Annotated in this window: 14 protein-coding genes and 1 tRNA gene; 10 read left to right on the top strand and 5 right to left on the bottom strand. The window is 40.5% G+C overall.

Annotated features, from left to right (window positions below):
* Positions 1-19: 19 nt before the first annotated feature.
* From G7074_RS25495 to G7074_RS25475, 5 genes are all read left to right on the top strand, one after another.
* The gene (locus G7074_RS25495) at positions 20-2,947 is read left to right on the top strand and encodes a glycoside hydrolase family 2 TIM barrel-domain containing protein (RefSeq protein ID WP_166212041.1); all 2,928 of its coding nucleotides are present in this window, start codon (positions 20-22) and stop codon (positions 2,945-2,947) included.
* 358 nt (positions 2,948-3,305) lie between these two features.
* Positions 3,306-4,472 (top strand): mandelate racemase/muconate lactonizing enzyme family protein, encoded by a 1,167-nt coding sequence (locus G7074_RS25490; protein ID WP_166212038.1) that lies wholly within the window; start codon positions 3,306-3,308, stop codon positions 4,470-4,472.
* Between the two features lie 8 nt (positions 4,473-4,480).
* Positions 4,481-5,269: an SDR family NAD(P)-dependent oxidoreductase gene (locus tag G7074_RS25485; protein ID WP_166212034.1), complete on the top strand. Its 789-nt coding sequence runs from the start codon at positions 4,481-4,483 to the stop codon at positions 5,267-5,269.
* 61 nt (positions 5,270-5,330) lie between these two features.
* Positions 5,331-6,212, top strand: a complete 882-nt coding sequence (locus G7074_RS25480; protein ID WP_124559776.1) for an SMP-30/gluconolactonase/LRE family protein — start codon at positions 5,331-5,333, stop codon at positions 6,210-6,212.
* A gap of 53 nt (positions 6,213-6,265) precedes the next feature.
* Complete coding sequence (locus G7074_RS25475) at positions 6,266-7,918, top strand: sodium:solute symporter family protein (RefSeq protein WP_124559777.1); 1,653 nt, start codon at positions 6,266-6,268, stop codon at positions 7,916-7,918.
* Positions 7,919-8,299: 381 nt separating this feature from the next.
* On the opposite strand, the gene G7074_RS25470 is transcribed toward G7074_RS25475, so the two are convergent.
* Genes G7074_RS25470 through G7074_RS25460 form a run of 3 tightly spaced genes read right to left on the bottom strand, consistent with a single transcriptional unit; the run spans position 8,300 to position 13,797 of the window.
* Positions 8,300-8,848, bottom strand: coding sequence for a hypothetical protein (locus tag G7074_RS25470; protein WP_199748318.1), 549 nt, complete (start codon positions 8,846-8,848; stop codon positions 8,300-8,302).
* 26 nt (positions 8,849-8,874) lie between these two features.
* Positions 8,875-10,743, bottom strand: coding sequence for a RagB/SusD family nutrient uptake outer membrane protein (locus G7074_RS25465; protein ID WP_124559778.1), 1,869 nt, complete (start codon positions 10,741-10,743; stop codon positions 8,875-8,877).
* 12 nt (positions 10,744-10,755) lie between these two features.
* Positions 10,756-13,797 (bottom strand): SusC/RagA family TonB-linked outer membrane protein, encoded by a 3,042-nt coding sequence (locus G7074_RS25460; RefSeq protein WP_124559779.1) that lies wholly within the window; start codon positions 13,795-13,797, stop codon positions 10,756-10,758.
* A gap of 216 nt (positions 13,798-14,013) precedes the next feature.
* On the opposite strand from G7074_RS25460, the gene G7074_RS25455 reads away from it, so the two are divergent.
* The 5 genes from G7074_RS25455 (at position 14,014) to G7074_RS25435 (ending at position 17,293) form a co-directional block, all read left to right on the top strand.
* Positions 14,014-14,877, top strand: coding sequence for an AraC family transcriptional regulator (locus G7074_RS25455; protein WP_124559780.1), 864 nt, complete (start codon positions 14,014-14,016; stop codon positions 14,875-14,877).
* A gap of 84 nt (positions 14,878-14,961) precedes the next feature.
* Positions 14,962-15,035 (top strand) — tRNA-Pro (locus tag G7074_RS25450).
* 113 nt (positions 15,036-15,148) lie between these two features.
* Positions 15,149-15,517: a hypothetical protein gene (locus G7074_RS25445; protein ID WP_124559781.1), complete on the top strand. Its 369-nt coding sequence runs from the start codon at positions 15,149-15,151 to the stop codon at positions 15,515-15,517.
* A 780-nt stretch (positions 15,518-16,297) separates the two neighbouring features.
* Entirely contained in the window at positions 16,298-16,666 is a 369-nt protein-coding gene (locus tag G7074_RS25440) for a nuclear transport factor 2 family protein (protein ID WP_124559782.1), read from the top strand.
* 123 nt (positions 16,667-16,789) lie between these two features.
* Complete coding sequence (locus G7074_RS25435; protein WP_124559783.1) at positions 16,790-17,293, top strand: DinB family protein; 504 nt, start codon at positions 16,790-16,792, stop codon at positions 17,291-17,293.
* A gap of 100 nt (positions 17,294-17,393) precedes the next feature.
* On the opposite strand, the gene G7074_RS25430 is transcribed toward G7074_RS25435, so the two are convergent.
* Both G7074_RS25430 and G7074_RS25425 read right to left on the bottom strand, forming a co-directional pair.
* Entirely contained in the window at positions 17,394-18,092 is a 699-nt protein-coding gene (locus tag G7074_RS25430; RefSeq protein ID WP_166212031.1) for a sulfite exporter TauE/SafE family protein, read from the bottom strand.
* On the bottom strand, positions 18,092-18,520 hold the full coding sequence (locus G7074_RS25425) for a FixH family protein (protein WP_124559785.1): 429 nt from the start codon (positions 18,518-18,520) through the stop codon (positions 18,092-18,094). The genes G7074_RS25430 and G7074_RS25425 overlap by 1 nt, the downstream gene beginning before the upstream one ends.
* Positions 18,521-18,523 lie beyond the last annotated feature (3 nt).

Raw genomic sequence — 18,523 nt, 5'->3', positions numbered from 1 at the left:
ATAATAGAATTAAACAATCATGACCCTAAATAAAATTAACAACTATAAAACAAGGCGTAAAATGTTACTTACGCTTGCTTTGATATATAGTGCAGTTTTACCACTTCTGGCACAAAACAGTGGCATAGCCAGTACTTTATCGCCCATACCTTCAGTTACACAAGGCAATAGCAAACCAGCTATTTCATTAAATGGAGAGTGGCTTTTTGCTCCAGGCCAGAGGGCGAAAACTTCGGCCATAAAAGTGCCGGGAGAGTGGGTAATGCAAGGCTACACCGTAAATACCGGAGAAACAGCAACCTATACCAAAACTTTTTCAGTACCCAAAAACTTGCAAGGTAACCGCATTAAATTACGTTTTGACGGCGTAAGTTCGCATGCTATAGTTAAAGTAAATGGAAAACAATTAGCCGAACACGAAGGTAGTTTTGTTCCATTCGAAATAGATATTACTGATGCCCTTAAAAATGGCGAAAATTTACTGCAGGTCGAGGTGCAGGCCAATACCATCAGCGATATTTTAGCCTGTACTTCGCAATATGCCGTACATACTGTTGGTGGTATTTTGCGTAATGTAACTTTGTTTGCCCTGCCAGAAATAAATATTTCTGACCTCACCGTAGTTACCACTTTAAACGAAAAATTCACAGATGCTACTTTAATACTAAATACCACTATCGATAACAAAAGCCAGCGAAATAGTTCGATACACCTGGCCTACACTTTAACCGATCAAAACGGCAAAGTTGTGCTCTTTAAAACAACAGCAGCACAACAGGTTGGTGCTGCAACAGCACAAAAATTACCAGAAAGCAGTTTTACTGTTAAAGATCCGTTAAAGTGGAATACCGACCGGCCATACCTTTACAATTTGCAAACAGTATTGTTGATAGACGGAAAGCCTGTTCAAACCAACCGGCAAAAAGTAGGCTTCAGAGAAGTTAGGGTAAACGGAAACCAGTTAATGGTAAACGGACAGCCTGTAAAATTAAGGGGGGTAAACCGTCATTCGGTACATCCGCTAACCGGCCGCGCCATAAGCGATGAGCTGGAATTAAAAGATGCCGAATTATTTAAAAAGGCCAATTGCAATTACATCCGCACCTCGCATTACCCGCCTAGCGAAAGGTTTTTAGCCATAGCCGATAGTATAGGTTTATTTGTAGAGAACGAAAGCTCTTTAACCTGGATTCAGCACGGGGCTTCGCCCATCTGGAAATTGTGGAATTATAAAGACGAAAAATTCTACCCCTACATGCTGGCCGCTAACATCGAAAAAATGCAGGCAGCTAAAAACCACCCTTCCGTAATTATATGGAGCCTGGGTAACGAAAGTTACTGGAGCCCTTTATGGGATAAAGTTTACCGCGAGGCCAAAAAATTAGATCCTACGCGCCCCATTTCATTCCACGATCAATGCTGGGGAGGTTTTAACAATGGAGGTAACAAGGTTGATATTGCCAATTACCACTACCCGGGCATTAACGGGCCGAAAGCTACCGATACCATGAAAAGGCCAACTTTATTTGGCGAATATGCCCATTTAAGTACCTATAACCGCCGCGAGTTGCTAACCGACCCGGGTGTAAGGGCTAGTTTCGGTCCGTCGTTGGTTAAAATGTACGATAGCATGTATGTGCACAAGGGAAATTTAGGTGGTGCCATATGGAGCGGTATCGATGATACTTTTCACCTGCCCGATGGCAATATTGTAGGCTATGGACCCTGGGGGCCAATTGATGCCTGGCGTAGATTGAAACCCGAATACTGGGGCATGAAAAAGGCTTATGCAACTGTTGTAGTTAAAAACGTTTTTCAACCGGTGGTTAAAAATGGTAAATTGGTATTGCAGATAGAAAACCGTCACGATTTTATCTCACTGAGCGATGTAGAAATTAATGCAAAGGTTGATGGTGAGCCGATTCGGTTAAGCTCGGCCATTAAACCACATGGCGAAGGCACATTGCAGGTGCCTGTAAAAGCCGATACAAAAGAAGTTTATATTTCATTTAAAGATCCATCAGGTAACATTATAAATGAAGAACTGATTGTTTTAAAACCAGTTGAAGAAAAGGAGCAAAGCAGGAAGGTTGCTTTATCGTTTACTGAAAATGAAATGGCCTATTTTATCACTCAGGGCGATGTAAATTATACCATCAACAAAATTAACGGTATCATATCAGGAGCAACGGTTAAAGGTCAAAAAGTTTTAAGCCAGGGACCTGTATTTGGCCTGGTAAGCATGAACAGCGAAGATGGGGGCAAACCCAATGTAGCAGGCGAAACCTATCAGAATAATATTTATCCGGTTAAAAACTATCCCCTGTACACCATTTTTGCCAATACAATTAAGGTCGATCAAACTGCCGAAGCCATTATCTTCAGAATAAAAGCTACCTATACCAATGGTGAAGGCAATTTAACCTATACCTTTTCTGGCGATGGCAATACCCGCGTAGATTACGAAGTAAAAACAAGCCTCGAAAAACCTTATCAATATGGAATGATTTTTCAGCTGCCTAAAACTTTCGATGAATTGAACTGGAAACGTAAAGGCGAGTTCAGCATTTACGCACCAGAAGATATTGCCCGCGATAAGGGAACAGCTAAATTAAATGCCAGATGGTTGCCCGCTGTAGAAGAATTTGGGAGACCAGGTGCCATACTTTGGAAAGACGATGCCAACGAAATGGGATCGAACGACTTCAGATCGACTAAACAGCAAATTCTTCGGGCTCAATTGAACAATGGCCTTAACAGTCTGCTTATCCAATCCGATGGCAAGCAAGCATCGCGCAGCTGGCTGCAGGACGAAAAAATACAATTATTGATAGCTGATTACTCGAATAATGGTTCAGAGCCGTTTTATGGCAGCCCCTTTACCGATAGTCGCATCAGTATTAAAGGAAAAACACTAAAAGGAAGTGTTAAATTTAGATTGCAATAGGTTGTTCATGTTTGAGTTGTGTGGTAAACGTAGAATTGTCATCCTGAGCCTGTCGAAGGACTTTTCTTAACACAGTACAAGGCGTTTCGACAGGCTACCATTGACAGACCCAATAGAAGAATCGTCATTTCGACTGAAGCCAGCCGGTTTTTCACCGGCAGCGGAACGCCTGCCCGTACAGGCGGGGAGAAATCTATAGAGGCAGGTTTAGCTTTGCTGAGCACTAACGTGGTTCTCGACTACGTTGCACTCTGCTCGAAATGACGACCTCGGAGAGGCTGTTACTAATATTGACACAACCTTTTAGAAAGAACAAATAATACCATCCCACAACAGGGATTAAAATAAAAACACAAAAATGAAAATAACTGATGTAAAAGTATGGCTGGTTGAAGGAGTTAAGTACAACTGGACATTATTAAAAATATATACCGATACCGGCCACACCGGTGTGGGCGAAGCCACCAACTGGCCGGGCAGCCCCATTGTTTTCGAAGCTACCAAACATGTTGGTGAGCGTATTATTGGCCTGGACCCGATGAAAACCGATTTTATCTGGACAAAGCTATACCGCGATTTAAACTGGATGGGGCCATTTGGTGCCAGTATGTGTGCCATTAGTGGTATAGATATGGCATTACTAGATTTAAAGGCAAAAGTACTGGGCGTACCGTGTTACGAATTGCTAGGTGGTGCTTTTAGAAAAGATATTTTACTGTATGCCAATTACTGGTTTACAGGTGGCGGCCATAATGCAGCAGATTACGCAGAGCAGGCACAAAAAGTTAAAGCAGCAGGTTTTACCGGCTTAAAATTCGATCCCTTTGCACATACCAATTATTTATATGGCGAAGACTTATCGTCGAACCTGCAGCTCACAGTAGCTCAGCAAGATCTGGCATTTAATGTAAGTAAGGCCGTACGCGATGCGGTTGGCCCTGATTTCGATATCATGATCGAAACCCATGCTATGCTCAATTATCGTGTAGCCGTTACCATGGCGCAAAGGCTCTCTGAACTCAATATTACCTGGTACGAGGAACCTGCAGGGCCCGAAAATGCCAATACCTTAAAAGCCATGCGCGATAGGATTCCGGCAAACGTATCTATCTGCGTGGGCGAGCGCCATTATACCCGTCACGGTATACGCGATGTCCTGGAAAAACACATTTGCGATGTAATGATGCCCGATATTACCCGCTGCGGAGGCCCATCAGAGATGAAACGTATGGCAACCATGATGGAAGCTTATAATGTATTGCTGGCACCGCATAACCCTAACGGACCACTCTCTACACTGGCTTCGGCGCAGGTTTGCGCTTCGGTACCTAATTTTTTCAGACAGGAATTTATGTTTAACGATGTGCCGTGGCGCGATGAAATCATTACACATCCCATCGCAGATATGGTGCAGAACGGCCATTTAAAACTGAGCGACAGACCAGGTTTAGGAGTAGATTTAATTGAAGAAGAAATGGAAAAACACCCGGGGATTTTAACACCCAGGGCAGGTTTCTATGTTTAATAAATATTATGGCACTAACGATAGATTTAAAAGGAAAAATAGCTTTGGTAACCGGTGTTACCTCAGGTATTGGTTTGGGAATTGCCAAAATGATGGCCAAAGCCGGCTGCACAGTAATTGGTTGTGCCGAGCAAAGCGAAACGAGTGATGTAGCCCAGCGGTTTTTAGCCGAAATGGAATCTTACGATGCCCATACTGATTATTTTAAAGCGGATATGGCAGTAGCTGAAGAGATTGAAAATCTGGTCGCCGATATTACCAGCGACTATGGCCGTCTTGATATTTTAGTATCCAACGCAGGGCAAAATGTATTTACCGATTTAGCAAACAGCAGCGAAAAAGACTGGCAGTTTAACCTCGATTTAAACCTAACCGCACATTGGCGCCTCGCCAAAAGCTGTAAACCCCTGCTGGCAGAAAATATTGGGGTAATTATTATCATGGCCTCCAACCATGCCTACGCCAGTATACCGGGCTGTGCACCTTATAGTGTGGCTAAAACTGCCCTAACGGGTTTGGTTAGGAGCCTGGCTATAGAATGGGGGCCGGGAATCAGAACCGTTGGCATTGCGCCAGGTTTTATCGATACACCGGGTAACCAGCAATGGTTTAATGGTTTCGAAAATCCGGAAGAGGAAAGACAGCGCACCGTAAACCTTCACCCTGTAAAAAAGATCGGCACCGTAGAAGAAATAGGTGGTTGGTGTGTGTTTTTGGCTAGCGAATATGCTGCTTTTGCCTCGGGGGTTACTTATTTGGTTGATGGAGGCAGAAGTGCGCTAATGCAGGATAGTTAGGGTGGAAGATGTAAGAGGTGAGATGGAAAATGGAAGAGGGGAAATGTAAGATATAAAATGTATGATGGAGATTTGGAAGCCGGATTTAATTTACAAGGCCGATTTAACTTTAGGCGAAGGTGCCCGTTGGCATGCAGAATGGCAAAAGTTTTTGTTTATCGATATCAAAGGTAAATTAATTGGTACCTGCAACCCTTTAAATGGGAAATTGATAACCCATAAAACAGTAAAAATGCCCGGCATGCTGGCTCCGGCTACCGATAGTAAACTTTTAGTGGCCTTACAAGGCGAGCTTGCCCTATTGGATTTTGAAACCGGCAAAACACAAAGTCTGATTAAGTTTAAAGAGGATGAAGAAAACAGGAGTAACGATGGTGCCTGCGATGCGCTTGGCAGGCTATGGGTTGGTACCATGCATGTTAATGCCAGGCAGCATGCCGGAAATCTTTACCGTTACAATGGTAAACTGGTCAAAAAAATAAAAAACACTAGCGTGTCTAACGGTATTTGCTGGTCACCAGATAACCGCACTTTATATTACATAGACAGCTTTTTGTATCACATTAAAGCTTTCGATTACGATTTAACTACGGGTAGCATCAGCAACGAAAGGGTTGTGGTAGAAATACCCGGCCCCAATATACTGGCCGATGGGATGTGCATTGATAATGAGGGGATGCTTTGGGTGGCCATGTGGGGTGGCAGTTGTGTAAACAGGTATAACCCACATAATGGCACTTGCATAGGAAAGATCGAAATTAATGCGCCCCATGTTACCAGTTGTGCTTTTGGCGGCGAACTGATGAACCAGATGTTGATTACTACGGCAAAAGAGGGGTTAAATGGAGAAGAATTAAAGCAATACCCACACAGTGGCTCCTTGTTTTTGGTGAAATTAAACGTAACAGGACTTCCCGCCGCACCCTACAAGTCACATCTATAGCAATTGGCTTTGGCCAAACAACAAATAATACTAACCAAATAATACTGTTTGATATGAAACTGGAATTTTTCGATTACCTGATTATTGCCATTTATTTTATACTGGTAATGGGTATCGGTTTAGTGCTTAAAAAGAAAATAAAAACGGGTAATGATTTTTTGCTCAGCTCGCACAATATCCCGTTGTGGATTACCTGCCTGGCCTTTATCTCTGCTAATTTAGGTGCTCAGGAGGTTTTGGGTATGGCAGCAAATGGTGCCAAATATGGTTTGTACACAATGCACTTTTACTGGCTGGGCGCTGCTTTGGCCATGATCTTTTTAGGCGTATACATGATGCCTTTTTACTATGGCAGTAAAGCCCGGAGTGTTCCAGAGTATTTAAAACTACGTTTCGACGAAAAAACAAGGACCTTTAACGCCCTCACTTTTGCCGCTATGACGGTTTTCTCATCAGGCGTTTCATTGTATGCCCTGGCCATGTTAATGAAAGTGATTTTAGGTTGGGATTTCGACCTGTCTATCTGGCTGGCTGCGGGTGTGGTATTAATTTATACTTTTTCAGGAGGTTTAACAGGTGCAATTTACAATGAAGTGCTGCAATTCTTCCTCATCATTATTGGCATAGCGCCATTGGTTTACATCGGTTTAGATAAAGCTGGAGGGATTGACGGTATTCTGCAGCATGTAGATGCGGCTAAGCTCCATGTTTGGAAAGGTCTGGATAGCACGGCCAACAACCCGATGGGGGTAGATGCCTTTAGTATGGTTTTTGGTTTAGGCTTTGTTTTGGCTTTTGGCTACTGGTGTACCGATTTTTTAGTAGTACAGCGCGCCATGGCCACCCGAAACCTGAACGAAGCGCAGCGTACACCTGTTTTGGCTGCCTTCCCTAAAATATTAATGCCTGCCATTGTAATTCTTCCCGGTATTATTTTGCTGGCCCTGCAAGGTCAGTACAGCGGTTTTGAGTTGCCGGTAAATGTAAACGGCGATAAAGATTACAATATGGTACTGCCTTTACTCTTACAAAAGCTTTATCCCACAGGTTTACTTGGCCTGGGCATTACTGCTTTAATTGCTTCTTTTATGAGTGGCATGGCTGGTAACGTTACCGCTTTTAATACCGTATTTACTTACGATATCTACCAAACACACATCAAAAAGAATGCTTCAGACCGGCACTATTTAATGGTAGGCAAGGCTACTACTATTGCCGGCATCCTGATTTCTATTGCCACAGCTTACGTAGCCCGGGGCTTTAATAGTATTATGGATTTGTTGCAGCTCGTATTCAGTTTCGTTAATGCGCCGTTATTTGCCACTTTCTTTTTAGGCATGTTCTGGAAACGTAGCACTGGCCATGGCGCATTCTGGGGCTTGCTATTAGGTACAGTTGCTGCGGCTGTAACCCATGGTTTATCAGTTGCCGAGGGCAAAGGAGGCTGGCTGTTTCATGCGTTCGATTTTTATTCCGCAACCGGGCAAGCCTTTACCATTGCATCAATCTCCTTTATTGTGTGTATGTTGTTTACCATTGCCATCAGCTTATTTACCAAAGCAAAAGATGAAAAAGAACTGGTTGGCCTGGTGTATAGTTTAACACCTAAACAAGATTTAAAAAGCAAAACCTGGTATACTAATCCGCTATATCTGGGCATGATTGTGCTTGCCATTACCTTGTTTTTTAATATACTCTTCTTTTAATTCGCATAAGTTATTGGTTATTAACATCCGTTAAATAGGCCCATAACTTAAAACTCTCCCAGCTGCTATTTAAAAGTACTTCGGAAGTAGAAAAAATACACTCCGAAGTACTAAAATGTCGTTCCGTACCTTGCTAATACACCCGGAGATACTCAAAGGCACTTCTGTTGTAGTAAAAGATAGTTCTGTAGCGTAAAACTGCAATATGGGATTATTAAAAAGTATTTCACTTATACTAAAAGGGCCCAGGCAGTATCCACTGCTGGGCCCCGTTCACTAACTAACTATCTAAGTCTATAAGGCTTTTATTTTTCGCTGGATATAGTTTTTTAAAATACTAGCGTTTAAAAGTGTCTTTTTTAGGGACTGTAAAAGTTCCTCTTAGAAACCTTTAATTGTTCTTATCACATAATCTTTTGAAGAGCCATCTGCAGCAGTAACACGGTAATAACGATCTTTTGAGAAATCTGCAGGTGTTCCAAGTTTTGGAGCATCTTCCAAAGGCGTTACCATAGATGCGTCTGGAACAGTAATGTAGACCCATAACTTATTCAATTGGTCGTTTGCTATTAAAGTTTGAAACTTTGCATACAAATCTGCTTTGGTTACCTTACCGGTAGGGCCGGCTTTCAGTACCGAATTTGCATCATAGGTAAGTATTGTACTAAAACCAGTTTTGCCGTTAACAGTTATTGGTGTACTTACTTTTTTAAATACAACTTCGCAAACGCGATCCTTTAAGTTTTCCTGATTAGGAGTTCCTTCTTTTATCACATCATCATATAAAAATCTGTAGGTGTAATCTACTGTAGACAATGTATTTTGATTGGAATTTTTTAAATCTTCCATCCCACGCTTTAGACATCCGGTAGATACTGAAATAACTACAAGTGCAATTATACTTAAAAACGATTTTATAATCTTTTTCATCTTTTTCTCATTAATTTGTTTCAAAATCAATCCCATCCTGGATTTTGTGCAACACCAGATTTTAACCTGAATGTTTCATTTATTGGCAATAAATAACGTTTGGCAGTAAATTTAGCTTCACCAACCACATTGTTATCAGTAAAAAAGCTATAGCTGTTGCCATCTCGGGCAATTCGAATACCTCGCAGCGGACCTGTTAAATCGGGTATAATATAGCCTCCGGTTGCATATTCTCCGTTTTTAACACCACCACTGGTACGCATGCCCCATCTCAACAAAGACCAGTAGCGATCATTGTTTTCGTATACCATTTCTACATTTCTTTCTCTTTTATATGCCTCAAATAAAGTATTTCCCCAAACATTGCCCGATAAGGGAGCCAAATAGGCGTTGGCTTGTGCCTCATCAAATCCACCATGTTTAACCATCGTCGGAACCATATATTTTTTAGCATTTATTAAATCACCTTTCATTAAATAGGCCTCTGCCATATTTAAATAGGCCTCTCCATATCTCAGTACGCTATAACAATAATCTAATTTTTGATCGCCAGGACTTGGCACACTTAAAACATGGGTATAAAAGTATTTCAACATGCCATACCCAGTAGAAGAGTTATAATTCTCTGTGTTTCCAGCTACGTAACCATACTCTGCCTGAGAACCTTCGTTTATTTTACTGTTGGCGTTGCTAACATTACCATCTCTTCTAAAATATACTTTAACCTGATCGTTAAAATAGGTACAACCATCATATAGAATAGAAGAATAAAATCTTAAATCTCTCTTTTTGGTAGCAGTAAAATACATTTTTTCGTCTACGCTACTGCCGGTGTTTACATAGCTAGCATTTTGCCATGGTTTAATCGTTCCGTCTATATCTTTAACTAAATAATCATCAACCAAATCTTGTGTTGGCCAGGCTCCGCCATCCATTCCCCAAAAATTCATGGTAACCGAAATAGGAAAGTTTGTTTTTGCGTAAGTAGAAAATTTGCCCGTAGACCAACAGCCCTGATATTGCATTGGGGTATCGTATAACGAAGAGTTGATTTTATTCCGCTCAAATGATAAAATAATTTCTCTTGAGGCAATGGCAGTTTCATACTTTCTAAACATATCAAAATACGGACTCAACTGACTACCAGTTGCATTTAAACCTAGTGCTGTACCGGCTGAAATAACCTTATCATAATAGGTACTGTTTGCAGTTCCACCATCTACATAAGCTGCTGCCTGTAGGCTAACGCGCATTAATAAGGCGTTGGCAGCCATTGAGGAAGCTCTTCCACGTTGACTTACCGCAGGTAGATCGGTAGCTGCTTTATCCAAATCACTAATGATGAAATCGTAGGTTTCCTTTGTTGTTTTTCTTGGAATCTGTAAATTGTCTTCTTCAGATAATTCGCGATCAATTATTTGTAAGCCACCATATTGTTTAGCGAACATAAAATAGTGTGCTGCGCGTAGAAAATACAGCTCTGCCAATGCCCGTTTTTTATAATCTGCTCCAAATGAATTACTGGCCTGAATGTTTTTCATTGCCGTATGTATTTTCCACAAAACACTATAGCTCAACCAGCCATAATTATCGTTTTTTGTCATCAAATCTGCACGGTCTTTTGACCAATAAGCACTATTTAATGTTCCGGTCATTGCATTTTTTGTTGAACTTTCTGACCGGGCTGCGTTACCCGTGCTGTAAGCAGATAACCAGGTATTATTGCCTAGCACATCTGCATATATCTGATAAATAAAAGCGGTGGTTAAATTTTCACTTGCCCAGGTTTGTTCTCCTGTTATTTTATCGTAAGGTTGGGTATCGAGAAACTTTTTACACGATAGTGGAAGCAAAGCTGCAACCCCTAAAACCCAGATTATAATATTTTTTTTCATTTTTATATAGATTTAAAAACCTAGTTGAAAGCCTGTTGAATATGTTCTCATCATCGGATATGCGTAGCCATCAAAACTGTTTGCTTCAGGGTCGCCGTATTTTACTGAGGGGCCAAAAGCGAACAAATTCATGCCCGATACAAATAAAGACAGGTTGCGGATCCAATTTTGTTTGTTAAGAACGGCGTGTTTAAAATCATAGGATAAAGTGACAGATTTTAACCTCACATAGGTAGAATTTCTAGCCCAGAAATCAGATGATGCATAGTTGTTGTTATCGTTTAAAGATGCATTTCCTGCTCTTGGAAATGTAGCGTTAGGATTGGTGGGTGTCCAAACGTCAGATTGGAATTGAAAATCCAAACGTCTTTCACCTTCAGCACCCATTGCCGCACTTCCCATATAGGTTTCTCTTGAACCCGTACCTTGAATGGTTGCTGCAACAGATAAGCCTTTATAGTTTGCACCCAAATCTATTCCGTAAACAAAAGTTGGAGAAGTGTTATGTCCAAATCTTTTTTGATCTTGTCCGTCTATTTTTCCGTCGCCATTTACATCTTCATATTGTAAATCTCCGGGTTGAAGATCTCTTGAAGTGATACGCTTTGGACTGTTGAGTATGTCTTGTGCATTGGTATAAAATTTAGCGCCAACATAGCCCGTTCCAACATAAAATTTCTCGTTTCCTTGTGCCCGTATACGTGGGTTGGCAAGTGTAACACTATCTTCGTTGGTTTTAAAAGCAAAAGATCTGTAATAAGTGAAATTGAAACCAGCATTGAAATTAACGCGACCAATATTAGTTTTATACCTTAAACTTCCATCAATGCCTTCAATTCTATCTTCAGCCTGCGATACTACAAGCGGTAAAGCATATCCAATGGGATCGGTATAACGGAAAGCTGCAGAAGCGAGGTAACCTTTAGTTTTTTCAAAGAAATAATCGACAGAACCTTCGAGTTTATTCTTAAACATAAAGAAATCTAAACCCGCATCATATTTTGTTCTATCGAACCAGGTGATGTTGACACTCGGGGTAGGACCAGGACTAACCGTGTTTTGTAACTGGCCATCAACTACATAAGCATTTGTGTTATAGTTGTAGGTTGGTAGGTAAGCATAGGCAGCATGATCTGCACCATTTATACCCACCTGACCATAAGAAGCCCTTAATTTTAAGAAATTAAGCACATTACCATCTTTTATTTTTTTGAAGAAACCTTCTTCAGAAATTGCCCATCCTGCAGATACGGATGGAAAGAATCCCCATCTTTTGCCATTAGGGAAATTGTCAGATCCATCATAACGACCAGCAAATTCAATAAGGTATTTTCTATCGTAATCATAATGGAAACGGCCAACATAGCCCATCCATGCTTGTTCACCTTCTGTGTTCGATGCCGTAATTAATGAGGCATCTCCTTTCTGAATTTGTTTAATTTCGGTAACTGTAAAACCTCTTGTACCCGCACCAAGTGTATTGCTGTAGGTGTGCTGCTGCGTTTGAACTACTGTAGCCTCAATATTATGTTTTGCAAATAAGGTTTTTTTGTAATCTGCTCTTACGTTAACATCGAACCTGCTTGTCAGATACGAAGATCTGTTAACACCAATGTTTGCCGGTATTTCCTTTGTTGCATTACCAGCCTCATCAAAATATGTAGCTGTTTGGATCCAGTCAACCCGGTCTAGCGATTCAATATTGTAATTTCCGTTGAAGCCGAAACTTAAACCACTCACTCCGGGCACTGTCCAGGTTAATTGTGCACCCAATTGATTGTAAACAGTTCTTAATTTAATATATCCTGGACTGAGTAGCTGAAGTGCCGGATTATCAAATTGATTGGAAATATTGCCAGCTGCAGTAAATGGCTTTTCAAAAGGATTTCTATCTCTTAAACGTGAAAATATTGTTCCAGCCCCTGCCGGTGGATATTTTTCGTCGGTTAGTGTACCATTGATATTAAAATCAAAAGTTAAACCAATTTTATCAAATGTTGTACCTACGTTCGATCTATAGTTGTAACGATCATAATCTAAGGAGTTAAATTTATAAATGCCTTGTTGCCCCAGTTTATTCAAGCTTCCTGAAAATCTCAACTTCTCAGTACCACCATTTATAGTAATGGAATGTTCTGCCTGAGGAGCAAATTTGCGTAGTAACGCGTTTTCCCAGTTGGTGTAATCAGATAAATGTTGTTTAATATCTTCTAACTCTGCCTGGGTTTTAAAAGAATAAGTTCCTTGCCCCAAGGCCTGGTTAAGGTTATTAATGGCTACAGCATGTTGGTAAGCATCAAACCGTTTCGTAGGGTATGAAAGCATATTGAACGCAAAATTTGCCTGATAGTCAATTTCCAGCTTACCGGCTTGTCCTTGTTTAGTGGTAATTACAATAACTCCATTACCCGCGTTCATACCGTAAACCGCAGTCGAGGCGCCATCCTTAAGTACAGTTAAGGAGTTTATATCAGCTTTATTTAAGGTTAGAAAACGTGCTCGTGTAGAAATAAAACCATCTATAACATACATTGGCTCGCCATTACCTCTGATCGATATACTTGCGCCGTTTTGGCCAGGCTCGGCACTTCCTTGCTGAACAATAACACCTGGAATTCTTCCTTGTAAAGCAGTTCCCATGTCTCCAACCGGCAAAGTTTTTACGTTTTCGGGGTTTAATGTTGATACAGCCGTAGAATTTTTTCGAACGTTAGTAGTTCCGAACCCTACCACTACAACATCATTCAAAGCATTTTTTTCATCTTCGCTTAATGTAATGTTAAGTCCTTTGGGATCATTTGCTGCTACTTCTATTGTAGCAAAGCCGACAAGACTAAATCTTAGCCTTGCACCCGTTGGTTTCGGGATTTGAATAATGAAATGGCCCTCATTATCGGTTGTTACGACAATGTTCTGCCCGATTACCCCCACATTAACGCCTGTGAGCGGTTCTTGCTTCGTATTTCTTACGGTTCCTTTTACAAGCATTTTATCTTGCGAAAACACCGCGGAGGATAGAAATACAATAAAACAAATTAGGAAAATTTTCTTCATACAGTTTATATTGTTTTTTGGTTAAAAAAAACTCCGATAGCTCTAGTACAGTTTATACCAGAGAATCGAAAGTTTACTAATACTAAAAGTACGGGCGCCCCAATTCCTTTTGTAAAACTATAATTGTAAAAACCTAAACTTTTTTACCTCGAATAGGTGTATTTTGCTATTTATCATTAATTTAGTTTACTTGTAAGGGCTTAATTCGAAAATTTTATGAAATCTGAACTGATTAATGTCAACCATTCAGGAGAGAAATCTATCCATATTAAACATATTGATAATAACCGGCTTATATCATCCTTCCATTTCCACGATTTGTGCGAATTGGTGTGGATTGAGCGGAGTCAGGGCAAACGGATTGTTGGCGATCATATCGGGAATTTCGAAGATGATGACTTGGTATTGATGGGGCCAAACCTGCCACACATTTGGCAGAACGATAAGAGTTACGAAGATATGGACGATAAAACAGTCAAATCGGTTGTTGTTTATTTCAATGCCGATTTCTTCGACACCTTAACCGATGATCAGGAGGTTTTGCGACAGGTAGAAGACCTTGCTTCGAGAGCTGCACGGGGAATGGTTTTTGATGAGGAAACCACTTACAAGGTAAAACCAATTTTACTGGGCCTCGCTAATAATGATGGTTTTGGGAATATTATTTCGGTAATCGAAATCATTAAAATACTGGCTAAATCGAAAGATTACAGATTCCTTTCGAGCGCAGCCTTTAAGAACCATTACGATGAAAAAGATAATAACCGCATTAATAAGGTTTACCAGTTTTTAATGAAAAATTTTCATAACGATATTCATCTCGAAGAGGTGGCCGAATTATGCAACATGACACCCAATTCTTTTTGCCGTTTTTTTAAAATGCGGGCGCAAAAATCGCTCACCCAGTTTATTAACGAAATCAGGATTGGCCATGCCTGCAAGCTCTTACAATCAGAAGATAACAGCATAACCGATGTATGTTATGCCAGTGGCTTTAACAACCCCACTAATTTTAATAAGTTTTTTAAGACGATAAAGGGAATGAAACCTTCCGAATACCGGAATATGCTGCGGAAATAAAAAAAAATAAAATATCTGGAGACTGCTCTTGAGATTTTCGTTCCGGATGTTATCTTTGTTCGTTTTTCAGATCAAATTGATCAACGGGATGTAGCGTAGCCAGGTATCGCGCCAGCATGGGGTGCTGGAGGTCGGAAGTTCGAATCTTCTCATCCCGACATAATTAAAAGCCTTTAAATTAATTTAGAGGCTTTTTTGTTTTTGAGTAAATTGTGTGTTCCTCAGTGGGGGGATCGCAATAAAAGCAGGTTTCTAAGTTGTAAATAGAATAATGGGAAGAGAAAATATTATAATTACAGGTAGGTTTCCATCATCTGATTTCTCTTTACTAAGAGAGGTCTTAAAGTTTGATGTATTAAATAAGTTAGAAGTTATTCTTTATTGCCTTTATTCAGAATATGAGATTCCATTAGGAACTATTTTTAATCGAATCGAAAATATGAGCAATCAAATTGTCTTTGAAGGACAAATTGAATTAACAAATGTAACAGAACAATATTTAAAACCTTTTGATTGTATACCAATGGGGTGGGCGACAATTTGTAAATTTAAGTTCCAAGATCAAATTCCTTTGGCTTTATTTGAATTACCTGAGGTATCATGGGATGAAGCTGTTTCTTCGCTTAGATTCAAAGTATAATCTCGTTAGGGGCATTAATCCCGACTCTATTTGTTTTTTAGAGATCCTTAGCTTTGCTCAGCATGATGGTTTGCTAAGGTGTCTTAGTTGTCTAAGGTGGTGAAAAAAAATTGTTGTTGGAGGTGTAAAGCAGATTTATTGCCTTAACAAAGGCACATTCAGGCCATTTCTTAAGCAAGTGGCAATAATACTTGCGCCAGTATGGGTAGCCTTTGCCTTATAATATCCTTACTTCCGCGTTTGTAAAAACAAGATCGCCCAGTTGCCCATCAATTTTAATAATTCCATTTTGGATAGCTATAATTTTTGTATATTGGTTTAAACAAAGGGATGATGACCCAATTTAATCGATCTGATTAAGAGTCCAAAAAAACATCACAGCACCCCACCTTTATTCCACATTTACTCCACGTTAAGGCCACCTTAGATACCTGAGGGCATTTAAGGGGATGGTATTTAATCTTTTAGAGATGCTTCGCTATCATTGACAGACCCAACAGAAGAATCGTCATTTCGACTGAAGCCAGCCGGTTTTTCACCGGTAGCGAAACGGAGAAATCTATAGAGACAGATTTCTCGGCTACGTTGCACTACGCTCGTAATGACGACCCTGAATGGGCTGTTATTCATATTGATTTTTATGAAATAAATTGACCCTAAGCGTGACAGTTTGCTAAAGTGTTCTTAGTTGTCTAAGGTGGTGAAAAGATTTTTTTTAGCTGTAGGTGTAAAACAGGTATTTTGATTAGCGCTTTCATATCTTTAGCAGAAAAAACAGCTATGGAAAGTAAAATTCTAAAGTTAGAAGAACAGCTTGTTGCCGCCATCTTAAGTAGTGATGTGGAAGTATTAGATGAATTACTTCACGATCAACTGGTATTTGTTAATCACCAGGGGGTAACGCTTTCCAAAAAAGAAGATTTGGCTCCGCATATTAGCCAGGATTTAAAAATTACCAGTTTAGCGGTTTCAGATCAGCAGTTGCATACGTTCGGAGATACCGCTGTTGTGTTAGTTACAAAAGAAATCGAGGGTAGCTATCTGAACCAGCCGTTTGAAAGCAAGCTGAAGTTCACCAGGATTTGGAAATTATATGAGCGGGATTGGAAGGTAATCGCAGTAACCAGTGTGCCACTACATGTAGAGTAAAAACGCAGCATGTCGGTTTCTGAGCAGATCCGGCCATGCAAATATTTTGATCTTTTGTATGCTCAAAAATCAAGCTCAATCCAAAATATTCCTTATTTTTATATACAACAAAACATTATAAAAATGATGAAACAAGCATTAATTGGTGAGTTTATGCATGAAGCTGAAAACACCAGAAAGTTATTATCAATAATTCCAGACAGTGCATTGGAATACCGTCCGCAACCACACCTTTGGTCGGTAGGTCAGCTGGCCTCGCATATTGCCGAAGTGTACAACTGGTATGGGCCTACATTTGATCTGGACGATTTTGATATGGGCTCTTATAAGTATGATAAAGGTGATATCAGTAAAGCCGCTAATATCCTGGCTAAGTTTGAAGAAAATGTTGCCAGGGCAAAGACCGTAATCGAAAACTCAGATGAATCTAAGTATATGAATACTTGGACAATGTCGGCAGGAGGTAGTCCACTTATGCCAGCAATGCCGAAGATTCAGGTAATCAGAGGATTTCTTTATAATCATTTGTACCATCATCGGGGAGAGATGATCTCACATCTCAGGGCAACGGGAAATAAAGTGCCAGCGCTGTATGGCCCTAACTACGAAGAATCGCAAGCGTTCTAAATTTGGTGAAACAAGACTGATATTTGCAAAAAAAAAAACGCTATTCGAGGCTGTCAAAAAAAAATGAGACAGCCTCTTTCTTTTTAAATCTTTTAACTGATTAACGACAAAGTACCGTTCCGTTAAAGTGTGTGCCCATGTTGGGCGAAATAAAAGGGATACCCAGCTCAGCGGAACGGAGCAAAAGCAATACCCCCATAAAGAACATAAACCAGGGGATAAGCCTTTTGGTATTAAACCTGATGTATTTTTTAAGGTAAATACCGCCCAGCGAAATCATCATCAATAAAGGCGAAGTGCCTAAACCAAAAAGGAACATAAACTGCAAACCACTACTTACCGATGCGCCGTTAACAGCCGTAGCCAAAGCTAGGTAAACCATACCGCAGGGAATAATACCATTGAGCATACCCGCCATAAATTGCCAGAAGGGTAGGCCCATGAGTTTGCCCATCAATTTGGCAATGGGATGAATTAGTTTAAACTGAACTGCGCTGAGCTTTTGGCTGTAAGCTGCCCGCATTTGCAAAAGGGTAAACACAATTAATAGCAAACCGATGCTAATGCTGAGTGCTTTTTGGTTAGCTACCAGATTAAAGGTGCTGCCGAGCCAGCCAGCAATAGCTCCCATCACTGAATAGGTAAAAACCCTGCCTAATTGGTATAGCAACAAGCCCCAGGCCGCTTGCCAGCTGCTTTTCTTTTCGAGGGGCATAGAAAGCATCAGCGGGCCGCACATTACGGCACAATGCAGGCTTCCGAGTAAGCCCATTAAAAATGCAAGTGGCAGGTTGTTCATTACAGGGCGATACTTTTTTTATACTGGTAATGTTTGTGCTTGCTTTCCCATTTTAAATCGAGGTACCACAGGCCCTTATCCGCAGGTTTCCGTTCCAGTAAAATGAGGTGATCATTACCAATGGTATTGCCCACCTGTTTTTTATCGGCTTTAGCGTTGGAGGGCCGCATTAATACCAGTGCGTAGCTGGCACTGTCTTTTAACCGGATAATCACCTGACTGGGATTTACAGTGATTACTGGTTCGGCATGATCGGAAAAGGTGTTCGCTTTTAAACGGTATTCTTCTTCGTAACGGAGCCCTTTTTCGTAATAGTTGCTTTCTACCAGTGTATCATTCCCCTGTTTGCTGAGCATGTAAGCACCCAAAGCCAGTATAAAAACTATAAATGCGGCCATGGTGAGCATAATTTTATTTCCCCAGTTCATATC

The organism is Pedobacter sp. HDW13 (assembly GCF_011303555.1).
Classification (GTDB): domain Bacteria; phylum Bacteroidota; class Bacteroidia; order Sphingobacteriales; family Sphingobacteriaceae; genus Pedobacter.
The sequence above is the reverse complement of the archived record's forward strand: the minus strand, read 5'-3'. Positions and strand labels throughout refer to the sequence as shown.